The sequence below is a fragment of the Fibrella aquatica genome (genome assembly GCF_041321135.1).
GTDB classification, from domain to species: Bacteria; Bacteroidota; Bacteroidia; order Cytophagales; family Spirosomataceae; genus Fibrella; species Fibrella aquatica.
Window position 1 is genome coordinate 1 of record NZ_JBGGWF010000014.1, and the last position, 25,508, is coordinate 25,508.

Annotated in this window: 20 protein-coding genes and 1 pseudogene; 17 read left to right on the plus strand and 4 right to left on the minus strand. The window is 50.1% G+C overall.

The window, feature by feature from the left end; genetic code table 11:
• Positions 1–100: 100 nt before the first annotated feature.
• A complete protein-coding gene (locus ACAW87_RS22530; protein WP_370725912.1) occupies positions 101–832 on the minus strand; it encodes an MlaE family ABC transporter permease in 732 nt (243 codons plus the stop codon).
• A gap of 126 nt (positions 833–958) precedes the next feature.
• Between ACAW87_RS22530 and ACAW87_RS22535 the strand changes: the two genes are divergently transcribed.
• Both ACAW87_RS22535 and ACAW87_RS22540 read left to right on the plus strand, forming a co-directional pair.
• On the plus strand, positions 959–1,633 hold the full coding sequence (locus ACAW87_RS22535) for an SDR family oxidoreductase (RefSeq protein ID WP_370725913.1): 675 nt from the start codon (positions 959–961) through the stop codon (positions 1,631–1,633).
• Between the two features lie 103 nt (positions 1,634–1,736).
• The gene (locus ACAW87_RS22540) at positions 1,737–3,575 is read left to right on the plus strand and encodes an ABC transporter ATP-binding protein (protein ID WP_370725914.1); all 1,839 of its coding nucleotides are present in this window, start codon (positions 1,737–1,739) and stop codon (positions 3,573–3,575) included.
• A 76-nt stretch (positions 3,576–3,651) separates the two neighbouring features.
• On the opposite strand, the gene ACAW87_RS22545 is transcribed toward ACAW87_RS22540, so the two are convergent.
• Positions 3,652–4,260 (minus strand): IMPACT family protein, encoded by a 609-nt coding sequence (locus ACAW87_RS22545; protein ID WP_370725915.1) that lies wholly within the window; start codon positions 4,258–4,260, stop codon positions 3,652–3,654.
• 188 nt (positions 4,261–4,448) lie between these two features.
• Here ACAW87_RS22545 and ACAW87_RS22550 point away from each other — a divergent pair, with 188 nt between their 5' ends.
• From ACAW87_RS22550 to ACAW87_RS22560, 3 genes are all read left to right on the plus strand, one after another.
• On the plus strand, positions 4,449–5,555 hold the full coding sequence (locus ACAW87_RS22550) for an LBF_2804 family protein (protein WP_370725916.1): 1,107 nt from the start codon (positions 4,449–4,451) through the stop codon (positions 5,553–5,555).
• Positions 5,556–5,619: 64 nt separating this feature from the next.
• Positions 5,620–6,288 (plus strand): peptide-methionine (S)-S-oxide reductase MsrA, encoded by a 669-nt coding sequence (gene msrA, locus ACAW87_RS22555; protein ID WP_370725917.1) that lies wholly within the window; start codon positions 5,620–5,622, stop codon positions 6,286–6,288.
• Between the two features lie 217 nt (positions 6,289–6,505).
• Positions 6,506–7,495 carry a ribonucleoside-diphosphate reductase small subunit gene (locus tag ACAW87_RS22560; protein WP_370725918.1) on the plus strand — a complete coding sequence of 330 codons (990 nt, stop codon included), beginning with the start codon at positions 6,506–6,508 and terminating at the stop codon, positions 7,493–7,495.
• Positions 7,496–7,570: 75 nt separating this feature from the next.
• On the opposite strand, the gene ACAW87_RS22565 is transcribed toward ACAW87_RS22560, so the two are convergent.
• Positions 7,571–8,032, minus strand: coding sequence for a regulatory protein RecX (locus ACAW87_RS22565; protein ID WP_370725919.1), 462 nt, complete (start codon positions 8,030–8,032; stop codon positions 7,571–7,573).
• Positions 8,033–8,186: 154 nt separating this feature from the next.
• On the opposite strand from ACAW87_RS22565, the gene ACAW87_RS22570 reads away from it, so the two are divergent.
• A complete protein-coding gene (locus tag ACAW87_RS22570) occupies positions 8,187–9,044 on the plus strand; it encodes a 3'-5' exonuclease (protein WP_370725920.1) in 858 nt (285 codons plus the stop codon).
• A 19-nt stretch (positions 9,045–9,063) separates the two neighbouring features.
• On the opposite strand, the gene ACAW87_RS22575 is transcribed toward ACAW87_RS22570, so the two are convergent.
• The gene (locus ACAW87_RS22575; RefSeq protein WP_370725921.1) at positions 9,064–9,411 is read right to left on the minus strand and encodes a helix-turn-helix transcriptional regulator; all 348 of its coding nucleotides are present in this window, start codon (positions 9,409–9,411) and stop codon (positions 9,064–9,066) included.
• Positions 9,412–10,266: 855 nt separating this feature from the next.
• On the opposite strand from ACAW87_RS22575, the gene ACAW87_RS22580 reads away from it, so the two are divergent.
• From ACAW87_RS22580 to porU, 11 genes and pseudogenes are all read left to right on the plus strand, one after another.
• Positions 10,267–10,911, plus strand: a complete 645-nt coding sequence (locus ACAW87_RS22580) for a TlpA family protein disulfide reductase (protein ID WP_370725922.1) — start codon at positions 10,267–10,269, stop codon at positions 10,909–10,911.
• A gap of 400 nt (positions 10,912–11,311) precedes the next feature.
• A pseudogene (locus ACAW87_RS22585) lies at positions 11,312–13,501 on the plus strand (peptidase domain-containing ABC transporter).
• Between the two features lie 2 nt (positions 13,502–13,503).
• Positions 13,504–14,841 (plus strand): HlyD family secretion protein, encoded by a 1,338-nt coding sequence (locus ACAW87_RS22590; RefSeq protein WP_370725923.1) that lies wholly within the window; start codon positions 13,504–13,506, stop codon positions 14,839–14,841.
• Positions 14,842–14,925: 84 nt separating this feature from the next.
• A complete protein-coding gene (gene nuoK, locus ACAW87_RS22595; protein WP_207329876.1) occupies positions 14,926–15,273 on the plus strand; it encodes an NADH-quinone oxidoreductase subunit NuoK in 348 nt (115 codons plus the stop codon).
• A 133-nt stretch (positions 15,274–15,406) separates the two neighbouring features.
• A complete protein-coding gene (nuoL, locus tag ACAW87_RS22600; protein ID WP_370725924.1) occupies positions 15,407–17,347 on the plus strand; it encodes an NADH-quinone oxidoreductase subunit L in 1,941 nt (646 codons plus the stop codon).
• 19 nt (positions 17,348–17,366) lie between these two features.
• On the plus strand, positions 17,367–18,839 hold the full coding sequence (locus ACAW87_RS22605; protein ID WP_370725925.1) for a complex I subunit 4 family protein: 1,473 nt from the start codon (positions 17,367–17,369) through the stop codon (positions 18,837–18,839).
• An 83-nt stretch (positions 18,840–18,922) separates the two neighbouring features.
• Complete coding sequence (locus tag ACAW87_RS22610; protein ID WP_370725926.1) at positions 18,923–20,356, plus strand: NADH-quinone oxidoreductase subunit N; 1,434 nt, start codon at positions 18,923–18,925, stop codon at positions 20,354–20,356.
• Between the two features lie 99 nt (positions 20,357–20,455).
• The gene (locus ACAW87_RS22615; RefSeq protein ID WP_370725927.1) at positions 20,456–20,965 is read left to right on the plus strand and encodes a GtrA family protein; all 510 of its coding nucleotides are present in this window, start codon (positions 20,456–20,458) and stop codon (positions 20,963–20,965) included.
• A 139-nt stretch (positions 20,966–21,104) separates the two neighbouring features.
• Positions 21,105–21,302 carry a PG1828 family lipoprotein gene (locus ACAW87_RS22620; protein WP_370725928.1) on the plus strand — a complete coding sequence of 66 codons (198 nt, stop codon included), beginning with the start codon at positions 21,105–21,107 and terminating at the stop codon, positions 21,300–21,302.
• Positions 21,303–21,403: 101 nt separating this feature from the next.
• Positions 21,404–22,003, plus strand: coding sequence for a SprT-like domain-containing protein (locus ACAW87_RS22625; RefSeq protein ID WP_370725929.1), 600 nt, complete (start codon positions 21,404–21,406; stop codon positions 22,001–22,003).
• Positions 22,004–22,055: 52 nt separating this feature from the next.
• On the plus strand, positions 22,056–25,460 hold the full coding sequence (gene porU / locus ACAW87_RS22630) for a type IX secretion system sortase PorU (protein ID WP_370725930.1): 3,405 nt from the start codon (positions 22,056–22,058) through the stop codon (positions 25,458–25,460).
• The last annotated feature ends 48 nt before the right edge of the window (positions 25,461–25,508 follow it).

The following is a 25,508-nucleotide window of genomic DNA, read 5'->3' on the forward strand; positions in this document are numbered from 1 at the left end:
CTGCGGCTCCAGCTTCGGTAGTAAAAAACTTGCGGTTTACTAGCTCTATTTAACTACCGAAGCTGGAGCCGCAGCGGCGGACCGTTTCGGTGCTACAGGGCTAAGCCAATAATAGTTGAGTCAGCACAAAGTCGGCTACAATAATCGAGATACAGCTGGCTGTTACGGCGTTGGTTGACGCGTTACCGACTTCCAGCGCGCCACCGGTCACATTGAAACCCTGATACGCAGAGATCGTCGCGATCAGAAAGGCGAATACCTCCGTTTTAATAAGGGCAAACTTGATACCGAACGGGTTATAATCGAAACGAAGACCCGAGACGAAATCTTCGTGCGAAATAACGCCAACCAGTACCCCAGCCAGGTAACCACCCAGAATACCCAGAAAAGCCGCCATCATGGTCAGCAATGGGAACATCAGCATCGCGCCGAGCACTTTGGGAAGCACCAGATACGAACTTGAGTTAATACCCATCACCTCCAGCGCATCGATCTGCTCGGTTACGCGCATAGTACCCAGTTGACCGGCAATGCTGGAACCAACCTTGCCCGCCAGCACAATACTGCTAATGGTTGGCGCGAACTCCAGAATGGTGCTATCCCGCACGATGAACGCGATGATATTACGTGGAACAAACGGATTGTCAAGGTTATACGCCGTTTGCACGCAGGTAACGGCCCCGATAAACGAGGAGACAATGGCGACAATAAAGACAGAGTTAACGCCGATACTGACACACTCGTCGAGAATCAGGCGCAGGTAAACCGATGTACGTTCGCGATCGCGAAACAACGTACCCAGAAATATAAAATACCGACCGAGGGTAACCATATGAAGAGGAAAGAGAGGCCGTAACAACCGGTTGAGTGCGGCCACTAAGGCAATGAACGGCCACGGCGGGCGAATGGTTTCGGCCCCCTGTTTCCGTTTAATAGTCGAATGGGCGAACTTTGTGGCATGAAAAAACTCATAGTGGTAACCGGTGGCTCAAAAGGCATTGGCCGGGCTATTGTCGATACATTCGTAGCGCGCGGTTTCGACGCCGTTCTCTGCGCCCGCAACGTCGATGGCATTGAAGGACCGGGCTTGATCCCCTTCGCCGCTGACCTCAGCACCCGCGGCGGTGTTGAGGCCCTGACAACGTACCTGAAAAGTCTGAACCGCCCCGTTGATGTGCTCGTGAATAACGCAGGTACGTTCCAGCCGGGGCAGATTCAGAACGAAGCTGAGGGTACGTTTGAGACCCTGATGAACACCAACGTGGCTAGTGCTTATCACCTGACCCGTGGCCTCGTTGGCGATATGATTGCCCGGCGTGACGGTCATATTATCATGATGTGCTCAACGGCCAGTATCATGGCCTACACCAACGGTGGCTCGTATTGCATCTCTAAGTTCGCTCTGTTGGGCATGAGCAAAGTGCTGCGCGAAGAACTAAAACCGAGTGGTGTTCGTGTTACAGCCGTACTGCCCGGCGCTACGCTAACAGCCAGTTGGGAGGGCACCGACCTGCCCACCGACCGGTTTATGCAGGCTACCGATATAGCCGAAACTATCTGGGCAGCCTGTACATTACCCAAAACCGCCGTCCTCGAAGAAATCCTGATGCGTCCTCAGTTGGGGGATATCTAAATCAATTAAGAATGAGGAATGAAGAATGGCTTTGCTGGAAGACCGACGTATTGATTAGCAGAGCCCATTCTTAATTCTTGACTCTTAATTCTTAATTCCAAAGATGAATACATACTTCCGCCTCTTATCGTATGGCAGGCCGCTGGGGCGGTTTTTGGCGCCGTTCATGCTGACGTCAATTTTGGCGGCTCTCTTTGCGACGCTGAACTTTACCCTGCTGATTCCGCTGCTGAATGTACTGTTCAAGCAGTCGTCGCCTGAGCAACTACAGGCGGTGTTGAATCAGCCAGCGCCAACGCTTTCGTTAGACACGTCGCCGATTGATATTTTTAATTACTACTTCGCGCAGCAGTTTCAACTGTATGGACAGTTGGGGGCACTGAAGCTTGTCTGCGGTACCGTAGTTGCTTCGGTCATGCTTAGCAACGTATTCAAATACCTGTCTGTCAGGCAGCTTGAATCGTTTAAGGCGCGTATGGTAGCCACCTTGCGGGAAACAGTTTTTGCCCGGGCCATTCAACTGCACCTCGGCTATTTCTCTGATCAGCGCAAAGGCAATCTGATTGCTCACATCACCACCGATGTGCAGGAAGTAGAGAACTCGATTGCCAATACGTTGTCGGCCGCATCAAAAGAGCTGTTCACGCTGATCTTCTTCCTGATTACCCTCTTCTCCATTTCGGCTAAACTTACGTTTGTTGCCTTTCTGGTCATTCCCATTTCGGGTGGTATCATTGCCACGCTCGTTCGGCGAATGAAGCGCGACGCTACCCAGGGTCAACAACGACTGAGTAGTCTGCTGAGCGTACTCGACGAAACCTTTGGCGGCATGCGCGTGGTGAAAGGATTTAACGCCGAGCCGTTTACGCTGGGTAAGTTTCAGACCGAAAACAATGGCTATCGCGATGCTATCCGGTCACTAGCCAACCGCCGCGAACTGGCGTCTCCATTTTCTGAATTTATGGGCGTGACCGTACTTTCCGGCATTTTGCTCTACGGCGGTTCGCTGGTTCTATCGGGTCAATCAGACCTGACCGCCGGGGAATTTGTTACGTACCTGGCCCTTTTTTCGCAGGTGACGCGGCCCGCCAAAGACATTTCCAACGCCATCAGTAGTTCACAACGCGGACTGGTTTCGGGTAAACGCGTATTGGATTTGATCGATATACAGCCAGCCATTACTGACAAGCCTAACGCGATTCAGCTAACGGGTTTTGAACGAGATATTACGTTCGACAATGTGTCGTTTGCTTACGAAAAAGGTTCTCCCGTCTTAAAAAATATCAATTTTCGGCTGGAAAAAGGAAAAACAGTGGCTTTGGTTGGCTCGTCAGGCGGTGGCAAATCAACGCTGGCCGATCTGGTGCCGCGTTTTTACGACCCCATTTCGGGTGCTGTCCGAATTGACGGGCACGACCTTCGCGATTGCCAGACTACCTCGTTACGGAATCTGATGGGCATTGTTACGCAGGAAAGTATTCTGTTCAACGATACCGTTTTCAACAACATTGCCTTTGGCAGCGAAGCCACCGAAGCTGAAGTTGAGCAGGCGGCGAAAATTGCCAACGCCCACGAGTTTATCAGCAAGATGCCTAACGGGTATCAGACCACCATCGGCGACCGGGGAAGCAAACTATCGGGCGGTCAGCGGCAACGTATCAGCATTGCCCGCGCCGTGTTGCGTAACCCACCCATCCTGATTCTGGACGAAGCCACATCGGCCCTGGATACGGAGTCAGAAAAACTGGTGCAGGAAGCCCTCACCCGCCTGATGGCCAACCGTACCACGCTTGTGATCGCTCACCGCCTCAGCACCATTCAGCACGCCGATCAGATTCTGGTGGTGCATCAGGGCCAACTCGTCGAACAGGGCAATCACCAGGAACTCCTCGCCAACGAAGGCGGCTTCTACTGGCGGCTTCAGACCTTGCAGCAAGTTTAAGATTAGTTTGAGGTTTGTGGTTTGTAGTTGCTCTGCTGGCGTATATGGCTGTGGTTTAGCGGAGCAACAACAAACCTCAAACCACAAACCTCAAACTGATTCCCTCCAGCTTCCCCAACCGTTCCAGGACGGTACTTACCAGCGATTTGCGGACTTCGATATCGAGGATACAGGCTGTGTCGTAATCTTGTTTAAGAACGGTTAGGTGTTGCTCTTTCACCAGACGCATTACCTCATTCATTTGCTCGAAGGGGTAACGTACCTGATAAATCTCATTTACGGTTTGCTCTGTAATTGTTGCCGCATCGAGGGCAGCTATGGTGGCTGTTTTATAGGCGTTGATCAACCCTGGCACGCCCAGTAACGTACCGCCGAAATACCGAACCACTACTACTAGCACGTTGGTCAGTTCCCGTGAATAAAGCACATTCAGGATTGGCCGACCAGCCGAGCCGCTGGGTTCACCATCGTCGTTGGCGCGGAAGTTATTTTTATCTACGCCGAGGCGGTAGGCGTAGCAATGGTGAACGGCTTTGGGGTGTTGCGCCCGCAGCAAGTCCAGGTACGTTCGGGTATCGGTTTCGGAATTGATAGGGTAAGCGAACGCCAAGAACTTACTACCCCGGTCGCGAAACTCGCCGGTAGCTTCTCCAGCCAGGGTGTGAAAGGTATCATCAATGATCATTTGTGCATGAGGAGAGAACTTTCCCCTCTTTTAGCTGATAACCAACCGGTTCTGTAGTGTAGGTGAGGTATGAGTAGAAGCTATAATTATACGCCAACAAGTAAACTGGTGTGTAGCGTTTCAAAACACGCTTGCCTATTTCTCAGTTGTATAGGCTACAAACCATTCTGATGCAAGTTACCCTGCCAATGTCAACTCAACCGCCCGACAACACACCTGGTCCCATTGACCAGCTAGCGTTGCGCTACTTGCGGGGAGCATTGGAGCCACCGCACCCGACCGACGAACCGTTTGTGATGAACAACCGAGAGAGTCATGTCATCGCCAAAATTCGGTGGCAAACGCTGGCTATGGCTGGTGTTTTCGGCGTGCTTGGTGTTGTGCTGCTTTACCTGCCGCAGTACCTGTGGCCTGCCTTCTTTGAGAACACAGACCTGACCTTTCTGAAGACCACCTACGCCCTGCCGCTCATTACGCTACTGTATGGTTTGTTGCTAGTCTATCTGGAAATTTACGCATTACTCTATATCAACCTGCGGGCGGTGCGATACGTGATGGCTGTCTGTCAGTTTCCACGCCAGTACGATGCGCAATACGAACGTCATTTACATGCCCTGGCCGACGCCGCTCAGGAAAAAGAAAACCAGGGCATGCTCCGTTTCGGCATCGACCCCTACTTAGGCCTGCCTCAATGGGGGCTCACCGCCTTTCTGGTTGTTACCAAGTTACGGGCCGCCATTTCGACCGTAGGGCTGAAATTTGTGTTGCGGCGGTTACCCGGCCAATTGGCCATTGGTCAGCTAATTGATCTGGCTGGCCTACCGATTCACGCTTTCTGGAATATTTGGGCGTCGAATCGGATTATTCATGAAGCTAAAATTCGGGTAATGGCTCCGCTGACCATCCGCGAGTTTGTGGATGGGTTGTACGAAGAATGGAAGCACAATCAAGCCTTTTGCGAGCTTATACCGGAGGCATTGCAATACGTCTCTATTCTGGAAAGACAATACAACTACGCCCACCTGCTGATGACCGAAACCCTGATGGATCGGTTTGGCCTGCAAGTAATCAAACCAACCGGCCATTTCCTTGATCGGTTAGCCGAAGCCCCCGCCGAGGTACGTCGACCATTGGAACGGCTAATCATTTTCGGGGTGCTCATCGATGGAAATATCTCATGGTTCGAAAAACGCCGCCTGCGACAATTTCAACAGCGCGGATGGCTTTCGTATTCTATTGAAGAAATTGAAGAGATCGGCCGGGAATATTACAAAGGGCGGGGGCTTTGGGTGTAATTTTTTCTGCTATTCGTTGTTCTAAAGCTATAGTTTTCCCTACCGTTCAAATCTGCTATTTCTTATGCGGCGCTATCTGCTTTTGCTGTTCATTCCCCTCTGCTTTGCCTGTGCTACCAAAAAAGGAGCTGACCAAGCCAACAAGTCTGATGTAAAAGATACGTCTCTCGCCAAGCTGCCGGAGCTACAGCCTGGCGAAGCCGTTGCTACTTTTGCGGCGGGTTGTTTCTGGTGTATTGAAGAAGAGTTTGAACTGCTGCGCGGCGTGCGCGAAGCCGTTTCGGGCTATGCGGGTGGTGAACAGGAAAACCCAACCTACGAGCAGGTTGGCACCGACAAAACGGGGCACGCCGAAGCGGTTCAAGTGTATTATGACCCCAAGGTGATTTCGTATGATACGCTGGTGAAAGCCTTCCTATATGCCCACGATCCAACCACATTAAACCGGCAGGGACCCGATGTAGGTACGCAATATCGCTCGATGGCCTTTTACCGCACTTCTGAAGAAAAGGCTAGTATTGATGCAGCCATTAAACGATTCAACGCTACTGGCGAACATAGCGACCCGGTGGTAACGGAGGTTGTTCCATTTAAAGCATTTTACCCGGCCGAGGTGTACCATCAGGGCTATTACCGCGCTCATCCTGACGAATTTTATATCAAAAGTGTGTCGGAACCCAAGGTGGAGAAGTTCAAAAAGCGTATGGCTGATAAGCTTAAGCCAGCTCAGTAAAAGGGTTGACCAATAGGTATGTTACCAAATATTTAGTAACCTATCTATCAGTGTCTTAACTAAAAGTTCCCGATTTTTTACTGAAAAGCGAGATATAAATTTATTCAGGATTGACGGCTGTTTGACCGGTGGAATCGGCTATTTTTGTTCACACGTAAACAATCCGTACCGTGCCTTTTGCACTGGTATCTGCAACCGATCAAAACTTCACTCCCGCATGCTTACAGCAACTGCAATTGAGCCCATTCTAGAAGAAGACAAAAGCCGATTTGTGCTCTTTCCAATCAAGCATAGTGACATCTGGCAGATGTATAAAAAGCATGAAGCCTCGTTCTGGACTGCTGAAGAAATTGACCTCGGTCAGGACATGACCGACTGGAACAACCTGAATGACGGCGAGCGGCACTTCATCTCACATATCCTGGCCTTTTTCGCCGCATCAGACGGCATCGTCAATGAGAACCTTGCCGTTAACTTTCTGTCGGAAGTACAATATGCCGAAGCTAAATGCTTCTACGGTTTCCAAATCATGATGGAGAACATCCATTCGGAAACCTATTCGCTGTTGATTGATACGTATATTAAAGATCCTGTTGAAAAAGACCGGCTTCTGAACGCCATTGATACTATTCCATGCGTGCAGAAGAAAGCCGAATGGGCGCTTCGTTGGATCGAGAATGGCAATTTCGCCGAGCGGCTCATCGCCTTTGCGGCCGTAGAAGGTATTTTCTTCTCGGGTTCGTTCTGCTCTATTTTCTGGCTGAAAAAGCGCGGCATGATGCCCGGCCTGACGTTCTCGAATGAGCTGATCTCCCGCGACGAAGGCCTGCACCGCGATTTCGCCTGTCTGTTGTACACGGATCACATCAAAAATCAGATGGATCCTGAGGCTGTGTACCAGATTATTCGGGATGCGGTGGCCATTGAACAAGAGTTTGTTACCGACGCGCTGCCCGTTTCGCTGATTGGTATGAACGCCGAGTTAATGAAGCAGTACATCGAGTTCGTAGCCGATCACCTCCTGATGTCACTGAATCTCAATAAGATATACAACGCCGCGAACCCATTCGATTTCATGGATATGATTTCGCTACAGGGCAAGACTAACTTCTTCGAAAAACGCGTCGGCGAATACCAGAAGTCTGGTGTGATGGCGTCGATGAAAGAGAACGACGGCTCTAAATTCTCGCTGGAGGAAGATTTTTAAGGTTAGTTGACGCCGTAACACGGACTTCAGTCCGTTTTTTGTTGAGTGAAAAAACGGACTGAAGTCCGTGTTACGTTACTCTTCCTGCGCGCCCAATACTTCCCAGATTAACGCTGGCTCGTAACCCTTACTAAGGGCATAACGAGCCAGTTTTTGTTTTACGACTAACGGGTTGTCGTCACGTACCTGGCGTCGCTTCTTCTCCAGCAGGTCAGTTAGTTTGGCGCGGTAATCATCGGGCTTAATATCGGCCAGAGCTTTATTGAGGTTATAGCCTGTAATGCCCCGTTGCGACAGTTCCTGCGTTATTTTTCGCTTTCCCCATCCCTTTATTCTGAATTTACCACCCGCAAAAGCCGTGGCGAACCGCTCTTCGCTCAGATAGCCCTGCGTGATGAGTTCGGCAATAATCTCTTCGGCATCATCGCCATAGATATCCCAGGCATCAAGGCGTTTGCGAACTTCCTGCTGGGTACGTTCCTGATAGGCACAGAACGAAGCGGCCTTCCGCAACGCATCTTTGAGGTATTCGGTCATATAGAAAAAACACTGTTGACTGGGGGTAGGTTCGGAGCGTATTTGACAAGAAAACCACTTGTCACTCTATTGGATCGGCAGATTGATCATCGGTATATGAAAGGTGTCGCTATTTTTGCAGTCGCTATGTAAACCGGCGCAACTTCCGTGTCTTATGACTCATCCGTTTTTACTAAAGAAACCACTGGCCATTTTCGATCTCGAAACTACGGGCGTCAACACGGCTAAAGACCGGATTGTGGAAATCTGTGTAGCCAAGGCCCTACCCGGAAAGGAGCGCAGCGACGGATCGAAAGAGCCCGGCGAACTGGTGGTGAAAACGTATCGAGTGAACCCCGGTATTCCCATTCCGATCGAGACGAGCCTGATTCATGGCATATACGACGAAGACGTAAAAGACGCTCCAACGTTCAAGAGCATCGCCAAAATTTTGGCGCAGTTTCTGGAGGGTTGCGATTTGGCGGGATTCAACAGTAACCGGTTCGATATACCCCTACTGGTCGAAGAATTTCTACGTGCCAATGTAGAGTTCGACATTAAAAACCGCCGAATGGTTGACGTTCAGCGCATTTACCACCTGATGGAACCCCGGAACCTGACCGCCGCTTACCGTCATTTCTGCGGTAAGGAACTGGTGGGTGCCCACGGTGCCGAAGCCGATACACTGGCTACGTTCGAGGTATTAGGATCTATAGTCGAGAACCATACGGGCCGGGTTATTCGGGACGAACAGCGCAAAATCAGCGTCACCATTGAAAATGATATGGAGGTGCTCGATTCCATTGCCCGCAACAACAATGTAGATCTAGCCGGCCGAATGGTCTTCAACGACAAAGGCGAAGAGATCATTAATTTTGGCAAACACGCCGGTAAATCCGTGCTGGACGTACTTAAAACAGAACCCTCATTTTACGACTGGATTCAGAAAGGCGACTTCTCGTTAGACACCAAACGCCGCTTCACCGAAATACGGTTACGGCTATTCACTGGTGCCCTGAACGGGAAAAAATAGCCTCGTCCGATCAGTTCGACTATCTGGCAGATGTATGGCCAAGTAGCTGTCTTTCTAGCTCATCTACACGCCTGGTGAGGTGTACATTATTCTGGCGGAGCAGTTCGATCAGTTCATCGCGGTGATCGTGGGCGATGGGCGTGGTAGGTATATCTTCTGGCTCGGGCGGAAGCAGGTCTCGCATTCGGACACCGAAGATAGCCGCTAGTTGGGGTAGGTACTCGACTTTATAGCTGGTTTGGTCGCTCTCCCACGCATTATAAGTGCTTTGGGCAATGCCGAGTTGGTCAGCAATTCGTTTTTGGGTCAGGTGGGTGCGGCTGCGATGCCGAATCAGAATAGAGCCAAGTTCCATGTTGGGGTGCATGGGGTAAAGTTTATTGAATCAGTAAGATTGAGCCAAAACTAACTTATTAGCAAGTACGAGCGCTGTTTGTTAGAAATTAGTAACTAATCGGTAAAACGGTGAAAATTATCGAAAAATACGTAGTCAAAAATCGGAAAACTGGTAGCTAGTACATGGTTCAGTAGCTTATGTTTGTGATAACCTACGCAAGAGTTGACGATCTAAGTCAATTCTTGCGTTGTAAACCACAACCCGATAACGTACCTATGCCCCCTACCGACCGCAACGCTATTGTTGCACGTTGCTAACACACACGCGCAGCAGTCATTACAGTACGTAAACGCTTTATTGACCACCCCGACTTTTCAAGCTTAAATGCGCTAAGTGATACGTTCACTGGCCTGAACATACACAATCCGGTCACGCAATTTTTACAAGTTCAGCCGCCGCAGTTGCGGCTGAGCTTGTAAAGCTGAATAATTTTTCTGTATAGATTATTTTTCACCTTTTTCCACCATAAATTACTATCTATATGTTTCAAAATTTTTCAGATGTACGTTTAACAAATCGAGCAGCCAAAAGTTTTAAAGGAGGTGTAGCTTTGGGCTGCATGTATTGTATAACTTTTGACTCAATTGGCGGATGTGGAGATTTTACACAAAGGTTATGGTTTAGGTCCCAGGACGATGCAGTGAGATGGGCGGAAGCACAACTAGACCCAGCGGGTGGTATAATGGGTTATGGTATAACGGCTTGCCCAGATATGACATAGATAACACAAAGACTATTGTATTATGTTACAACATCAAGTTTATACTTAGGCATGAACATGATGTTGTAACATAATAATTCTATTTTAAATTTACCAAAATCCTCATGAAAAAGATATTTTTTTACCTATTATTATCATTTTACTCCTTTACTTTACATGGGCAAACAGTCAAACTATGTGGCTGTGGCAATGAAAAACAAGCTATGGTGAGTAAAGTTTTTGAAGAAAGTACGGTTGCAAGGAAATCTGGAAAGGCTTTCAATCTGCTAGAAAATCTATATAGAGCGGATAGTGCTTGGTCAAAATGCATCAGAAACAGTGAAATAGAAGCTTCTTCATTAATAGGCAAAAGTCTTCCTCCTGAACTACTGGCAGAAGTACATCAAAAGGTTCTCGTTCTGAATTTTTGGTATATGGCTTGTGCTCCTTGTATTAAAGAATTTCCTGATTTAAACAGGATAGTTGAAGAGTATTCAAAAAATGAAGTTGTTTTTCTCGCATTGACTAGCGATAAAGATGAGACTAAATTATCGAATTTTCTTAAAGAAAACACTTTTCTTTTTCATCCAGTATTAGACGCTAAAGAAGCTATCAGTAATTTCTGCATATCTGGCTTTCCTACTACCTTTATTATAAGCAAGGATGGAATTATAGAAATAGGATGGATGGGTACAAAGGATAAAAGTGATGATAGTGTTTATCAACGAATAAAAAAAGGAATCGACAGTGTATTATCAAAAAATCACTAATTAACTGTTTAAATAACATCAACTATAACTCGATTCTTATATAAATTAGACCTGCATAATCTAATTACGCACTGTTTTTTATCGGAAATAATCTACTATACATCTTTTATAGAACAGGTCTGGTTTAAACTTAATTTGATTAACAATATTAAAACGCATTCACTAACTGTTTCTATAACTGTCTTAATTTAAAGAACTGTATTAAGATAGCTACAGAATTTTTAGAATCATTACAACAAGAATATATCTAATTACTTTTCAGCATTGTACTTACAATGATATAATTTATATTAATAAAAAACTCTAAAATTTATGTTAATATATAATTTCATAAATAATTCAAATAAAAGTAAGCATTTACTCTAGCATTGGAGTTTTGAACAAAAGCCACTACGCTTTTATGCCTCACCGATTCTCCTATTACCGACAAGTAGACCAAATGGACTGCGGGCCTACTTGCCTTCGCATGATTGCGAAGCACTATGGCCGTAGCTACTCCATGTCAACATTGCGCGACAAGACGGAAATTGGTAAGGAAGGGGTTTCACTGTTAGGCATTAGTCAGGCGGCCGAGAGTATTGGGTTTCGAACGTTGGCCGTGCGGGTGTCGTTAGCCCGGCTCGTTAACGACGCGCCCGTGCCGTTTGTGGCTCATTGGGGGCAAAATCACTTTGTGGTTGTGTACCAATTTTACAAGGAGCAGGTACGTGTCGCAGATCCGGCATCGGGGCTGGTCGAGTATACAACTGCCGAGTTCGAGCGCAAGTGGGCCACAACGGTTCAGGATGGCGAACGTTGCGGCATTGCGCTGTTGCTCGAACCCACCCCCCGTTTCTACGAGGAATCCGGCGAGGCAGACACGTCGCTAGGTATGGGGCGGCTGTTTGGCTATTTGCGGCCCCATACCCGTCTATTACTTCAGGTTGGGCTAGGTGTACTAGTAGGAGCTGGCCTTCAATTGCTACTCCCATTCCTGACACAGTCGGTAGTCGATAAGGGAGTACAAACGCGCAACCTGTCGTTTATCACGCTCGTGTTGGTGGCGCAACTAATGCTGTTTGCCTCACGCATGGCCGTCGAGTTTATCCGTAGCTGGATTTTGCTGCACATCAGCGTACGGCTCAACCTTAACATCCTCTCCGATTTTCTGGCCAAACTGTTGCGTCTGCCGCTGTCGTATTTCGACTCGAAACAAGCAGGCGATATTCTGCAACGCATTCAGGACCACAGCCGCATTGAGCAGTTCCTCACGAGTACGTCGCTCACTGTCTTGTTTTCACTGGTCAATCTGGTTGTGTTTGGGGTGGTACTGGCCTACTACAACTTAGCTATTTTCGGCGTGTTCGCGGCGGGGAGTACACTTTACGCTGGTTGGGTGGTGCTGTTCCTGGGCTACCGTCGCCGCCTCGACCACAAACGATTTGCGTTGGCTTCGCAAAACCAAAGCTCACTCATTTAGTTGGTAACGGGCATCCAGGAACTCAAACTCAACACCTGCGAACACCGCAAACGTTGGGACTGGGAGAACCTTCAGGTACGTCAGTTTCGGCTTACGATGCGCGGAATGGCCCTTGGGCAGTACCAACAGGCCGGGGCATTGTTTCTAAACGAGGGCAAAAACATTCTGATTACCTTTCTGGCCGCCACGGCGGTCGTAAACGGGCAGCTTACATTGGGCGGGATGCTGGCTCTGCAATATATCATTGGGCAGTTGAATAGCCCTATCGAGCAGTTGGTGAAGTTTTTACAGCACTATCAGGACGCTAAAATCAGCATTGAACGGCTCAACGAAGTACACACCCAAGCTGATGAAGAGCAGGGCGTTGGCCTGCAATCGGCACTACCTACAGAACGGGGCATCACGCTCCGTGATGTGTCGTTTACGTACCCCGGCGCAGGTAATGAGCCGGTACTGAAAAACGTGAACATGACCATCCCCGAAGGATGCGTTACGGCTATTGTGGGTAGCAGCGGGAGCGGCAAAACCACCCTGCTCAAACTACTATTGCGAATCTATGACCCCTCAACAGGCGATATCCGGGTTGGCCCGGCTTCGCTTTCAAGCCTGAGCCACCGGGCGTGGCGCGGGCAGTGCGGAACGGTGTTGCAGGACGGACTACTGTTTTCGGATACCATTGCCAATAACATCACCGTTGCCGATGAGAAGCCAACTCTAAACCGGCTACTTCACGCTGTTGAGGTGGCGAATATTCAGCCGTTTATCGACAGCCTGCCGTTGCGCTACAACACCAAAATCGGGGCCGAGGGCAGCGGCGTGAGTCAGGGACAGCGACAACGATTACTAATTGCGCGGGCGGTGTACAAAAACCCCCAATACCTGTTCCTTGACGAAGCCACTAACGCCCTCGATGCGAACAACGAGCGGGTTATTATTGACAAACTGAATCAGTTTTTTGAAGGCCGAACGGTGTTAGTAGTGGCGCACCGCCTCAGCACTGTTCGCCACGCCGATCAGATTGTAGTACTGGAACAGGGCGAAGTGGTAGAAACAGGTACGCACGACGAGCTGACCCGCCAACGGGGCCGCTATTATGAGTTGGTAAAAAACCAGTTGGAATTAGGGGTCTGATTATGCCACAACCTACCGTATTTATCGACGGGCCTACGTCACCAAACGTACCTGACGCGCCGCCGATTGAACTGCGAAGTAGCGAGGTAGATGAAGTGTTGGGCCAAACGCCTGCCTGGCTGGTGCGCTGGGGTACAACCGTTATTTTTGGTGTAGTAGCCCTGTTGTTTGGGCTGGCGTGGTGGGTACGTTACCCCGATGTAGTGCAAGCTCCGCTCCGGCTGATAGCGACCAACCCGCCCCGCGCAGTGATAGCCCGCACTGATGGACGGCTTACGCGGCTACTAGCACACGATGGCGACTCCGTTCGGGCGGGTGCCGTTCTAGCGTACTTGGAAAGCACCGCCAACCATGCCGAGGTGCTTCGGCTCATGGCCCAACTGCCCGTTGCCGAAATGTTACTGCGGCAAAACCAGCTTAATGCCCTTAGTCAACTTCCTCTCACCAACTACCATCAGTTGGGCGAGTTGCAAACGGCCTATCAGGCATTTGTGCAGTCGCAGAGTCAGCTTCGGGCATACCTGAGAAATGGGTTTTACGAGCAGAAGCAGGCTTTACTACAACAGGAACTCACCCACTTGCAAAATCTATATCAGAACTTGCTCGATCAGCAAGCCCTCCAACGCCGTGACCTCGACCTGGCCCGACAGGACTACGCCGTGCAGCAAACATTGGCCGATCAGAAAGTGATTGCCCCACTAGAGCTGAAACGCGAAGAGAGTAAACAACTAGGCCGACAACTGCCCTATGAACAGCTCAAGGCAAGTTTGATTAACAATCAGTTGGCTCAAAATGCCAAGCAAAAAGAGCGTATTGATCTGGACCGGCAAATTGGCGAGCAGCGTGATGGGTTTCTACAAGCCCTCAATACACTCCAAAGTGCAGCTTATGCGTGGCGGGCACGTTACGTTGTGCTGGCCCCAATGGCTGGGTACGTTGCCTGGCTTACGCCCCTGCACGAAGAACAACCCATAAAAACAGGGCAAGAGTTGTACTATCTACTGCCACCCAACAGCCACCCCAATAGCTACGTGGGCGAGATGGCTGTAGGTCAATACAATTTCGGCAAAATACGTACCGGGCAGACCGTGTTGGTGAAATTGCCCAGTTACCCGTTTCAAGAGTACGGGAGTGTGTCGGCGCGGGTAGCTTCCATTGTTCAGATTGCGTCTGATACCGCCTACAGAGTACGTATCGAATTCCCCGCCGGGCTACTTACCTCCACAGGTCAGCAATTGCCTTTTCGAAACGGGCTAACTGCCACTGGCGAGATCATCACCGATGACACACGTCTGATCGAAAAGATTTTCTACGAGCTGCGGCGGTTGCGGGGGCGGTAGGCGCTGCACGATTCTAAGGCACGTTGAACGGGAAAAAATAGATTTTCTTCTACCTTTGCCCGCACGATCCCATTCACAGCTTTTATGCAACCAACTGACGCAGCGGCTACCATTCCGGAAGTAATCCAGCAGATTCCTCTGAATTATTACCTCATCTTCAGCACCGCTTTGTTTGTCATCGGCATCATCGGTGTGCTGACCCGGCGCAACGCCATCGTCATGTTCATGTCGATCGAGCTGATGCTCAACGCCGTAAATACCCTCCTCATCGCCTTCTCGTCCTACCGGTCCGACCCGGCAGGACAGGTGTTCGTTTTCTTTATCATGGCCGTTGCAGCCGCCGAAGTATCGGTTGGCCTCGCCATTATTGTCATGATTTATCGTAACCTCCGCACTACGGATATCGGCGTGCTGAATAAACTTAAATGGTAAAATCAGTTTTGGAATTAAGAATTAAGAATTAAGAGTTAAGAGTTGCCTTGCTAAACGGCCAATTCGTTCATAAGCGGAGCAATTCTTAATTCTTAATTCTTAATTCTTAATTCCAAGACTTACGACTCCTCGTATGTCTACCGATCTACTCTGTCTTTTAATTCCCCTGCTGCCCCTTCTGGGTTTTGTCATCAATGGCCTTGGTTTCCGCAAGGTGCCATCTTCTCTGATTGGCATTATTGGTCTGGCGGGCCCCGTGCTGGCGTTCATTTGCGTTGTCATGCTCTGGGGTGCGTTCCGGGCGGGCAATGACGCCGTGATCAAGTCGGTGCTGTTCGACTGGATCAGTGTGGGTGATTTTCATATCAATTTTGCGTTTCAGATCGATCAGCTGACCATGCTGATGCTGGGTATTGTCACGGGTATCGGCTCGCTGATTCACTTGTACAGCATTGGCTACATGCACCATGACGCCGGTTTCGGTAAGTTCATGGCGTTTCTGAACCTGTTCCTATTCTTCATGCTACTCCTGGTACTGGGGTCGAACTTCGTCATCATGTTCATCGGCTGGGAAGGTGTTGGACTGTGCTCGTACCTGCTCATCGGCTTCTGGAACACGAATACGAGCTACAACAACGCGGCGCGGAAAGCCTTTGTGATGAACCGCATTGGTGACCTTGGCTTCCTGCTCGGCATTTTTACCATCATGGCCACCTTCGGCTCGGTTGAATATACCGACGTCTTTACGCAGGCGGTGGGTATGGAGGTGAACGACAAAGTGATCCTCACCATCACATTGCTCCTGTTCGTAGGCGCAATGGGTAAGTCGGCACAGATTCCGCTCTACACTTGGTTACCCGACGCCATGGCCGGTCCAACGCCTGTGTCGGCGCTGATTCACGCCGCAACCATGGTGACGGCAGGCATTTACATGGTGGTCCGGGCCAACGTGCTGTTCTCATTGGCTCCGCTAACGCTCGACATTATCGGTGGCATTGCTATCGCTACGGCGCTGCTTGCCGCCTCGATCGGTCTGTTGCAGAACGACATCAAGAAAGTACTGGCCTACTCGACTGTATCGCAATTAGGCTATATGTTCATGGGTCTGGGCGCTACGGCCTACACCGCCAGTATGTTCCATGTGATGACACACGCCTTCTTCAAGGCGCTGTTGTTCCTGGGTGCGGGTAGCGTCATTCACGCCATGTCTGACGAACAGGATATTCGGAATATGGGTGGCCTGCGCAAATCGTTGCCTATCACCTTCTGGACGTTCCTGATCGGTACCATTGCTATTGCTGGTATTCCACCGTTCGCCGGTTTCTTCTCGAAAGATGAAATTCTGGCGCACGTATTCGAGCATAACAAAGTAATGTGGATACTAGGCGTGATTGGCTCGGCCATGACCTCATTCTACATGTTCCGGCTGCTGTTTCTAACCTTCTTCGGTGAATTCCGGGGTACGTCGGAGCAGAAGCATCACCTGCACGAATCGCCGCTCAGCATGACCCTGCCGCTGATGGTGCTGGCCGTTCTCTCGGCGCTGGGCGGTCTGCTGAACGTACCTGAAGTATTGGGCGGTTCTGCTCGTCTGGCGGAATTTATGTCGCCCCTCTTCGACGAGGCACGGCAGGCAAACCCGGCTATTTTCGAGGCCCATTCGCTCGATCACGGCACCGAAATGACCTTGATGGGCGTATCAGCCGGCATTGCTATTCTGGCCGCCATTGGTGCTTACGTCATGTACGTTCGGAACGCGTCTGTACCAGCGCCTGATTCAGAAGCACGGTCGTTGCCACAACAGGTTATTTACGGCAAATACTACATCGACGAGTTTTACGAGAACCTGATCATTCGGCCGGTACGTGCGCTGGGTGACGCTTTTTACAGCCTTGGCGAATTTGCGATCGATGCTATCGTGGGTGGAGTGGCCTTTGCCGTTCGTGGCAGTTCTGTTGCACTAAAACGGGTACAAAGCGGCTCTATTAGCCTGTACGTGCTCCTGATGGTGCTTAGCATTACGCTTCTTGTTGCCCTTCGCTTCTTTACTCTCCCCTTCATTGGCGGGAAATAACCGTTACAGCTACTGAACCATGCTTACGTTATCCCTAATTATTTGCCCCATCGTAGCGGCCATAGCGGTACTCTTCTCGTCCCGTGAAACGGCCAGAATAACTGCTCTGGTAGGTACGTTGGTTGAGCTGGCCCTGGCGGCTCACGCTTTCTACTACTTCACGGCCAATGCCGATTTCCAATATGGCTTCGATTATGCCTGGCTGTTCAACGCCGCTGATGGCAAAAGCGGTATTCGCTTTGCCGGTGCTATTGACGGAATCAGCCTGTTGCCTGTTGTGCTGACCGGACTGGTTACTCCGCTGATTGTCTTATCTACGTTCAAGCAAACCTACGATCGAACCAACGCCTTCTACGCGCTGATCCTATTCATGCAGGCCGCGTTGATGGGCGTATTCGTAGCCCGCGACGGGTTTCTATTCTACCTCTTCTTTGAAGCCGCACTGATTCCAATTTACTTCCTGGCAGCGATGTGGGGCGGCGAAAACCGAATCAAGGTTACGTTCAAGTTCTTCGTATACACGATCTTCGGCAGCTTGTTGATGCTGGTTGCGCTGGTTTATCTATACGCCAATACCCCGATCACCACGACCGGCGTGCACAGTTCGGCCATCGCCGACCTGTATGCGCTGAACCTGAGCCCCATGCAGCAGGGATGGGTTTTCTGGGCCTTCTTTATCGCTTTTGCCGTGAAGATGCCGGTATTTCCGTTTCACACCTGGCAACCCGACACCTATGTGGAGTCGCCTACACCGGCTACCATGCTGCTGGCGGGTATCATGCTGAAAATGGGTGTCTACGGCCTAATTCGTCTGCTGCTTCCCATCGTTCCGGCCGGTGTTGACCGCTGGGGTAGCCTCGCCATCACCCTGTCGATCATCGGTATTGTGTATGGTGCGGTGATTGCCATTCGTCAGCGCGACATGAAACGGCTCATCGCTTACTCATCGTTCTCGCACGTGGGTCTGATGGCCGCGGGTGTGTTTTCTCGCTCAGAAATGGGCCTACAGGGCGCCCTGATTCAAATGCTGGCTCACGGCATCAACGTGGTGGGGCTCTTCTTCATTGCTGAACTGATTTTGCAACGTACCGGTACCCGCCAACTCGACCAGTTAGGCGGTATTACCCGCACAACGCCCAAACTGACGGTCTATTTCATGATCATTCTGCTGGGTAGCGTAGCCCTTCCCCTGACCAACGGCTTCGTCGGAGAGTTCTTACTGCTGGCCGGTATCTATGCCTACAACCACTATTTAGGTTTGATAGCCGGACTGACCATTATTTTCGGAGCCGTTTACATGCTTCGGATGTATCAGAAAAGCATGTTTGGTACGACCAATACCCGCACAGAGTCAGTTGCTGACCTGAGTGGTTCTGAAAGTTATACGCTTTTGGTGCTCTGCGTATTCGTTTTCTGGATGGGCCTTTACCCGGCTTCCTTCCTGAAACTAACCGAACCCGCCGTCGCCAACTTAATGCAATACATTAAATAGTTCAAGGTTCAACGTCTAATGTTCAATGTTCGCAGAGCATCAACTTTAGACGTTAAACCTTAAACGTTGAACTCCCTTTTTCTATGTTTCCCATCGTTGTCCTTTCTGTTTCCGGCATTGTTTTGCTGTTTCTGGGCTTCCTGAAGTCGCGGGCCGTTTTGCTGCCTGCTACCCTGGCGTGCCTTGTTATAGCTGCAGTAGCTAACTTCTACGACTGGAACAAGACCTTCGTTTATTTCAATGACATGCTGGTGATCAACAACCTGGCGATGGTCTTTATCGGCATTGTGCTACTGTCGGCATTTATGGTTGTGGCCTTGTCGGGAAGTTTGCTCGACGATGAAGATGCTCAACCGGCCGAATATTACGCCATCATGCTGTTTTCGCTGGTGGGTGCCGTGATGATGATTGGCTACGAAAACCTACTTATGCTCTTCGTAGGCATTGAGATTTTATCTGTTGCCATGTACGTTCTCACCGGTAGCGATAAGCGGAATCTGCGCTCGAATGAGGCGGCCTTGAAATACTTTTTGATGGGTGCATTTGCCACGGGCATTTTGCTGTTTGGTATGGCGTTGCTGTACGGGGCCACAGGTACGTTCACTATCAGCGGCATTGGTAACGCGGTAAACGGAATGATTGCAGCCCAGACATCGCCCTTGTTGCTTTACACCGGTATGTTCATGTTACTGATCGGTATGCTGTTCAAGGTATCGGCCGCTCCCTTCCACTTCTGGACACCCGACGTGTATGACGGCGCCCCAACGCTGTTTACCGCCTATATGTCGACCGTGGTAAAAACGGCTGGTTTCGCGGCGCTGCTTCGCATACTACTCGTTTGCTTTAGTGCCAGCAGCGTATATGCTTATTGGGTGCAAGTGTTGGCTATCGTCACCGTACTAACGCTGGTCATTGGTAACATAACGGCCGTTTATCAGAGCAGTTTCAAGCGCATGATGGCTTATTCGAGCATTTCGCATGCTGGGTATCTGCTTATTGGCTTGGTAGGACTCACGCAGCAATCGAAGGGAGCCATTGCGTTTTATTCACTGGCTTATTCATTATCAACTATTTCAGCATTCGGTGTTCTACTACTGGTTGTTAAAAACCGACCTCTGAATGATGCTTTGGTGGGTGAGCAAACTACGCTAAGCCGCCCCGATGAAAGCTACGAAGCCTTTAATGGATTGGCCCGTAAGAATCCGCTGCTTGGTTTTGTTATGACCGTAGCTATGCTTTCACTAGCTGGCATTCCACTCACCGCCGGTTTTTGGGGTAAGTTTATGTTGTTCTCAACAGCGGTAGACAAAGGCCTGGTTTGGCTTCTAGTGGTAGCCGTGCTCATGTCAGCGGTCGGTATTTACTATTATTTCCGGGTCGTTATTGCCATGTATTTCCGGGAAGGTCAGGCCGAAACTATCCGGGTTGCTCCCTTCTATCGCTTCGTGCTGATTGCCGCAACCGTTGTAACTATTGTACTTGGCGTGGTGCCCGGGCTATTTCAACGGCTGATATAACTATTCAGCAAATGGCCCGTTTACTCAGTAGATAGGTCTAAAGCAACAGAACAAACGGACGATGCGTACTTTTGCCCCCGTATCATATATCCAACAAACGTGCAGCCTGTCGAAATCAGCATCGTGCAAACAGAGAAATATAAAGCACCACGGGAGTTTTTCTCCTTCTTCTTGACGGCTCTGCTCGGTGCTTCTATCAATTTTGTTAGTCGCATTGTTTACCGCGAACTGTTTGACATAGATTACAGCACAAGTGTACTATTTGGCTATCTAACAGCAACTCTATTAACCTTTATCCCGACGAAGCGATACGCTTTTTCAGCCGGCGATACGGGCAATACGAAACGCGAAGCCATTAAATTCCTGATTATAGCTGGTGTTGCGCTGGTTGTTCAGGTGTATGTTGCCAAACTGACACTCGACTATGTAGCTAACCCGTTCTTTCCAGCCTTATCGAAGATTTGGCGGGAAACAGGTTCACATGTGGTTGGAATGGGACTTAGCTTTATGGCTAACTTTTTCGGTCATAAACTGCTTACGTTCCGTAGCACCGGTGTATACGATCGCATCAAAGCCCGGACCGGACGTCAGAATGAAGACGTATTCTAGTCTATCTCTACAGAATTACAATACTGTACTTTTTCAAGACGATAGTGGGCCTACGAAAATTAATAGGCTTCTATATTGCACATTATCAAGGCGGTGTCTACATTTGTGGCGGAAACTTTAAAGCCACCAAGACATTACCATGAAAAAAGTTATCGCCCTCCTGTTTGTAGGTAGCGTTCTAACGCTGGCCGCCTGCGAAAGCAAGCCAAAAACTGAAGAAGCTGCTGTTGATTCAACTGCCGCTGTTATCGATTCAGCTGCCGCTGTTGTTGACTCAGCTGCTGCTACTGTTGATTCAGCCGCTGCCGTTGTTGACTCAGCTGCCTCAGCCCAGTAATTACAGTTGCTTTTTAGCGACTCAGAAAAAGCCCTATTTTCGTAGGGCTTTTTTGTTTTTATACCTCTGTGCTTCGTCAGCTTTCTCAACATATACCCGCATTGGCAGTAGCTTATTGCCAGCAGCTTCAACAACAATTCCCGTTCGGGTTCCGTATCGTTCGGCCCAGACGAACTCGCCTTGGCGATTTTCGGGCATTTCCCGATGGCACTACTCACATCACTGTCAACGCTGATCTGAATCCATATGCATTTCTGATCACCTACGTACACGAAGTGGCTCACTGCGCTGTGTATCACACGTATAAACGCCCTGGTAAACCGCATGGACGTACCTGGCAGGCCCAGTTTCAACGGCTTATGGCTCCTCTGCTGACCGAAGCCATTTTTCCGGTCGATGTGCTGGAACCACTTCGGTATTACATGGCGCGGCCAGCCGCAACTACATCTGCTCAACCTGCGTTAATGCAGGCACTAAGGCAGTATAACCAACAACCAACTCAGCCGCCCGTTACTGGTCAGGTAGAACTCCGGCAAATACCAGAGGGTCAGGTTTTTCAGCTTCAGAAAAAAAAGTACATCCGGGGTAAGTTACGGCGTACCCGTGTCGTTTGTAAAGAGATACAGTCTGGTCGTTCCTATGCCGTACTGGCCGATGCACTGGTCATGCCAATCAACGAAAAGCAGATGAACAATGCATAACATATACCGGGTAGTGAATCACGGGCGTAGGTTACCCACAGATCATCGTCTTATGATCTCAAAGTGGTTATGTCTGCTACTCGTGGTTCATTGTTCACTGTTCATTGTTCATTGTTCAGCTGCTCAGTCTGTTCTTCACTCAGGTACGTGGTATAAGATTGGGGTGCTGGGTACGGGTGTGTATCAACTCGATTACCCCACACTTACAGCCCTTAACCCGGCTTTTCGAACGGCCGATCCGCGCCGGTTCAGGTTATATGGAAACGGGGGAGCACCGCTACCACAAGCCAACGCAGCGCCCCGCCCTGTTGATTTACTGGAAAATGCTATTCAGGTAACCGGTGAAGCCGACGGTCGTTTTGATGATGGCGATGTGCTGCGGTTTTATGCACAGGGGCCGCAGACCGTTGCGCGTAACCCCACTACCGGGCGGTTTCAGCATCAGTTGAATCCGTATACCGACACTACCTTTTACTTTCTGACCATTGGCCCTGATTCTGGTCGGCGCATTGCTTCGCGGCAGTCAGTTTCGCCAACCGCCCTGCCAGCCATCACCACATTTGATCACTATGCCTATTATGAACGCGATACGGCTAACCTAATCAATTCAGGACGCGATTGGGTGGGCGACTACTACGGTACGTATCCACAGCAGTTTACGCCATTCCGGCTACCCGGCCGCGTAGCTGGCGCCCCCACTTTTGTGACCCTTTCGGCTGTGGCCATCTCATCGACATCCTCATCGTTCATTGTGTCAGTAGATAACACAGTGCTGGCCACGGCTACGTTCGACGCCATTAGCGGTTATCGTTATGCGCCCAGAGGGTCGGCCCGAACCGTAATGGGGCAGGCCGTTTTGCCCAACACAGCCGATGAACTGCGACTGACACTAACTTACGACCGGAAGGGGGGGAGCGGTGCGGCTGCTTACCTGAACTATGTAGCAGTACAGACCCGGCGGGAAATTCGCCAGTACGACGTACCCACGCTGGTGCACGGAGGGCGCGGCAACTACATTGCCCAGCAGGCAAATGCTGATCTGGTGATTTGGGATGTAGCTAATCCGGTTACCCCGGTTCAACAGGCTTATGCATTAACCGGTACGCAAGCTAGCTGGGCTGTAACCGACAGCGCTTTGTTTTACCTTCACACCGGCAGACAGGTGAGTAAGCCAGCCGCGGTGTATGCCATTCCCAACCAAAATATACGGGCCGAAGCAACGCCAAATCTGCTCATTATTACCCCAACAGCCTGGCGCGATCAGGCTGAACGGCTGGCTCAGTTTCGGCGCACAAATGATAAACTAACGGTGCTGGTAGCTACTACGGCTCAGGTTTACAACGAATTTTCGTCGGGTCACCCCGATGTGTCGGCGATTCGGGATGCAGCTCGGTTTTTCGCGCAGAAGCAGCCGGGTACGTTGCGCTACCTATTACTGATGGGCGACGCCTCATTCGATTACCGGGGGAAAACGAAATCGCTCACACCCGCTCAAATTGCGAATCTGGTACCTACCTACGAAAGCCGCGAATCGCTTGACCCCGTTCGCAGCTTTTCGTCGGATGATTATTTCGGTTTCCTGAAAGATGAGGACGGCGAATGGCCTGAAACGTTTAGCGACAATACCAGACTTGACATTGGCGTTGGCCGATTGGCCGTGAAGACGCCCGCCGAAGCCCGAAACGTAGTAGACAAGCTGATTCGCTATGCCAGCGATAAACGATTAATGGGCGATTGGCGCACCAAGTTGTTGTTGGTAGCCGACGATGGCGACGGTAATATTCACAAGAACGATGAAGACCGATTGGCCGCACTCGTTGAGGCACGACACCCCGAATTCAGACCGGAACGGTTGTTTCTGGATTCGTTCAGGCAAGATACGATTACGTTGGCCGGGCAACCCGCTAACCTGATCACCGAGCGGGCACCGCTGGTTAATAAAGCAATAAACCGGGCCGTTGAGGAAGGTCAGTTACTGATCAACTATGCCGGGCACGGCGGCGAAACGGGCTGGGCACAGGAACAGATTTTGACCGTTCAGGATATTTTGTCGTGGAAAAACAGCCGGATGCCCCTTTTTGTGACGGCTACCTGCGAATTTGGCCGTTACGACGACCCAAACGTGGTTTCCGGGGCTGAATTGGCTCAGGTTAGTCGGGTAGGCGGGGCCATTGGTATGCTGACTACAACCCGTCCCGTGTTTGCCAACACAAATTATTTATTGAATGACGCCTTCTACAAAGCTATTTTTCTGGCCGTAGAAGGAGGTTTACCTCGACTCGGCGACGTCATGCGCGATACGAAGAACAACAGCATCAGTGGTGTTCAGAACCGTAATTTCACCCTGCTCGGAGACCCATCGATGCGATTGGCTTACCCACAGCAAAACGTAACTTTTACACACCTCAACAACCGTTTACTGAACCCCGGCAGGGTAGACACGTTGCGGGCCGGGCAACGCATCATGCTTCAGGGCGAGGTTCGTCCGCAGAGTAGCACGCTGGTAGAGAGTCAATTTTCGGGAATGGTACGGGTGCTGGTGTACGATAAACCACTCGCCCTGAAAACACGCGGAACCGAAAGTGCGCCCTACGCTTACAAGGCTTATCAGAGTCTGCTATTTGCTGGTCAGGCTCAGGTACGACAAGGCCGTTTTGAGGTCAGCTTCAACGTACCTGCCGATGTGTCGCCCACGTTCGGTTTTGGCCGAGTATATGCTTATGCCGTTGATGCCGATAGCTTGACGGATGCCGTTGGTAGTTACCAAAACCTGTTGATGGGAGGCACAAGTACGCCCTCAACCGATACGCGACCTCCTAGTCTGACACTTACACTGGCAGGAACAGAGGCCAACGTTCAGCGCCCCACAACCACCGGATCAACAGCTACAATTCGGCTACAGGTCACCGATGAAACGGGGATCAATCTAACTCAAACCTCGGCCAACCGGGGCCCCACCCTGCAACTCGACGGAGCTGCGCCAATGCGCATCGCCGATTATTTTACGGGTTCAGCAGATGGACGTTGGGGCGAATTTATAGTACCGCTGCGCGATATGATGCCCGGCAATTATGTAGCACGCGCACGGGTGTTCGATCTTAACAATAATCTGACAGAGGCTACGTTTGCATTTGTAGTTGCTGAGCAACCAGCCATGACCATTCAACGACTAATGGGAGCACCAAATCCGGTACAGGAGCAAAGTCAGTGGCAATTGACCCACAACCGCCCCGGGCAACCTCTTAGCTGGACCTGGCGCTTGATATCAGTGATGGGTACAAACCTGATTCAACAACATGGCGAGTGCTATGACTGCGCTAAAACAATAACGATTGGCTCATATAACCGATTGGCACACCCTTTGTCGGCAGGTATCTATATCTTACAAACTGAACTGACGAACCCCGAAACAGGCGAACGGGCAACGGCCAGCAGTCGGATTCTTTTTACCGACTAATCGAAACGTTTTTTTTCTACACGCAGAAACCTCGTAATTTTGACGGTC

Coding starts and splice junctions, on each gene's coding strand:
- ACAW87_RS22545 (WP_370725915.1), bottom strand. CDS start 4,260: ATGATCATTGATGATACCTTTCACACCCTGGCTGGAGAAGCTACCGGC.
- ACAW87_RS22530 (WP_370725912.1), bottom strand. CDS start 832: ATGGTTACCCTCGGTCGGTATTTTATATTTCTGGGTACGTTGTTTCGC.
- ACAW87_RS22540 (WP_370725914.1), top strand. CDS start 1,737: ATGAATACATACTTCCGCCTCTTATCGTATGGCAGGCCGCTGGGGCGG.
- ACAW87_RS22610 (WP_370725926.1), top strand. CDS start 18,923: ATGTTTCCCATCGTTGTCCTTTCTGTTTCCGGCATTGTTTTGCTGTTT.
- ACAW87_RS22620 (WP_370725928.1), top strand. CDS start 21,105: ATGAAAAAAGTTATCGCCCTCCTGTTTGTAGGTAGCGTTCTAACGCTG.
- ACAW87_RS22575 (WP_370725921.1), bottom strand. CDS start 9,411: ATGCACCCCAACATGGAACTTGGCTCTATTCTGATTCGGCATCGCAGC.
- nuoL (WP_370725924.1), top strand. CDS start 15,407: ATGTCTACCGATCTACTCTGTCTTTTAATTCCCCTGCTGCCCCTTCTG.
- nuoK (WP_207329876.1), top strand. CDS start 14,926: ATGCAACCAACTGACGCAGCGGCTACCATTCCGGAAGTAATCCAGCAG.
- ACAW87_RS22560 (WP_370725918.1), top strand. CDS start 6,506: ATGCTTACAGCAACTGCAATTGAGCCCATTCTAGAAGAAGACAAAAGC.
- ACAW87_RS22580 (WP_370725922.1), top strand. CDS start 10,267: ATGAAAAAGATATTTTTTTACCTATTATTATCATTTTACTCCTTTACT.
- ACAW87_RS22605 (WP_370725925.1), top strand. CDS start 17,367: ATGCTTACGTTATCCCTAATTATTTGCCCCATCGTAGCGGCCATAGCG.
- msrA (WP_370725917.1), top strand. CDS start 5,620: ATGCGGCGCTATCTGCTTTTGCTGTTCATTCCCCTCTGCTTTGCCTGT.
- ACAW87_RS22550 (WP_370725916.1), top strand. CDS start 4,449: ATGTCAACTCAACCGCCCGACAACACACCTGGTCCCATTGACCAGCTA.
- porU (WP_370725930.1), top strand. CDS start 22,056: ATGATCTCAAAGTGGTTATGTCTGCTACTCGTGGTTCATTGTTCACTG.
- ACAW87_RS22590 (WP_370725923.1), top strand. CDS start 13,504: ATGCCACAACCTACCGTATTTATCGACGGGCCTACGTCACCAAACGTA.
- ACAW87_RS22565 (WP_370725919.1), bottom strand. CDS start 8,032: ATGACCGAATACCTCAAAGATGCGTTGCGGAAGGCCGCTTCGTTCTGT.
- ACAW87_RS22535 (WP_370725913.1), top strand. CDS start 959: ATGAAAAAACTCATAGTGGTAACCGGTGGCTCAAAAGGCATTGGCCGG.
- ACAW87_RS22570 (WP_370725920.1), top strand. CDS start 8,187: ATGACTCATCCGTTTTTACTAAAGAAACCACTGGCCATTTTCGATCTC.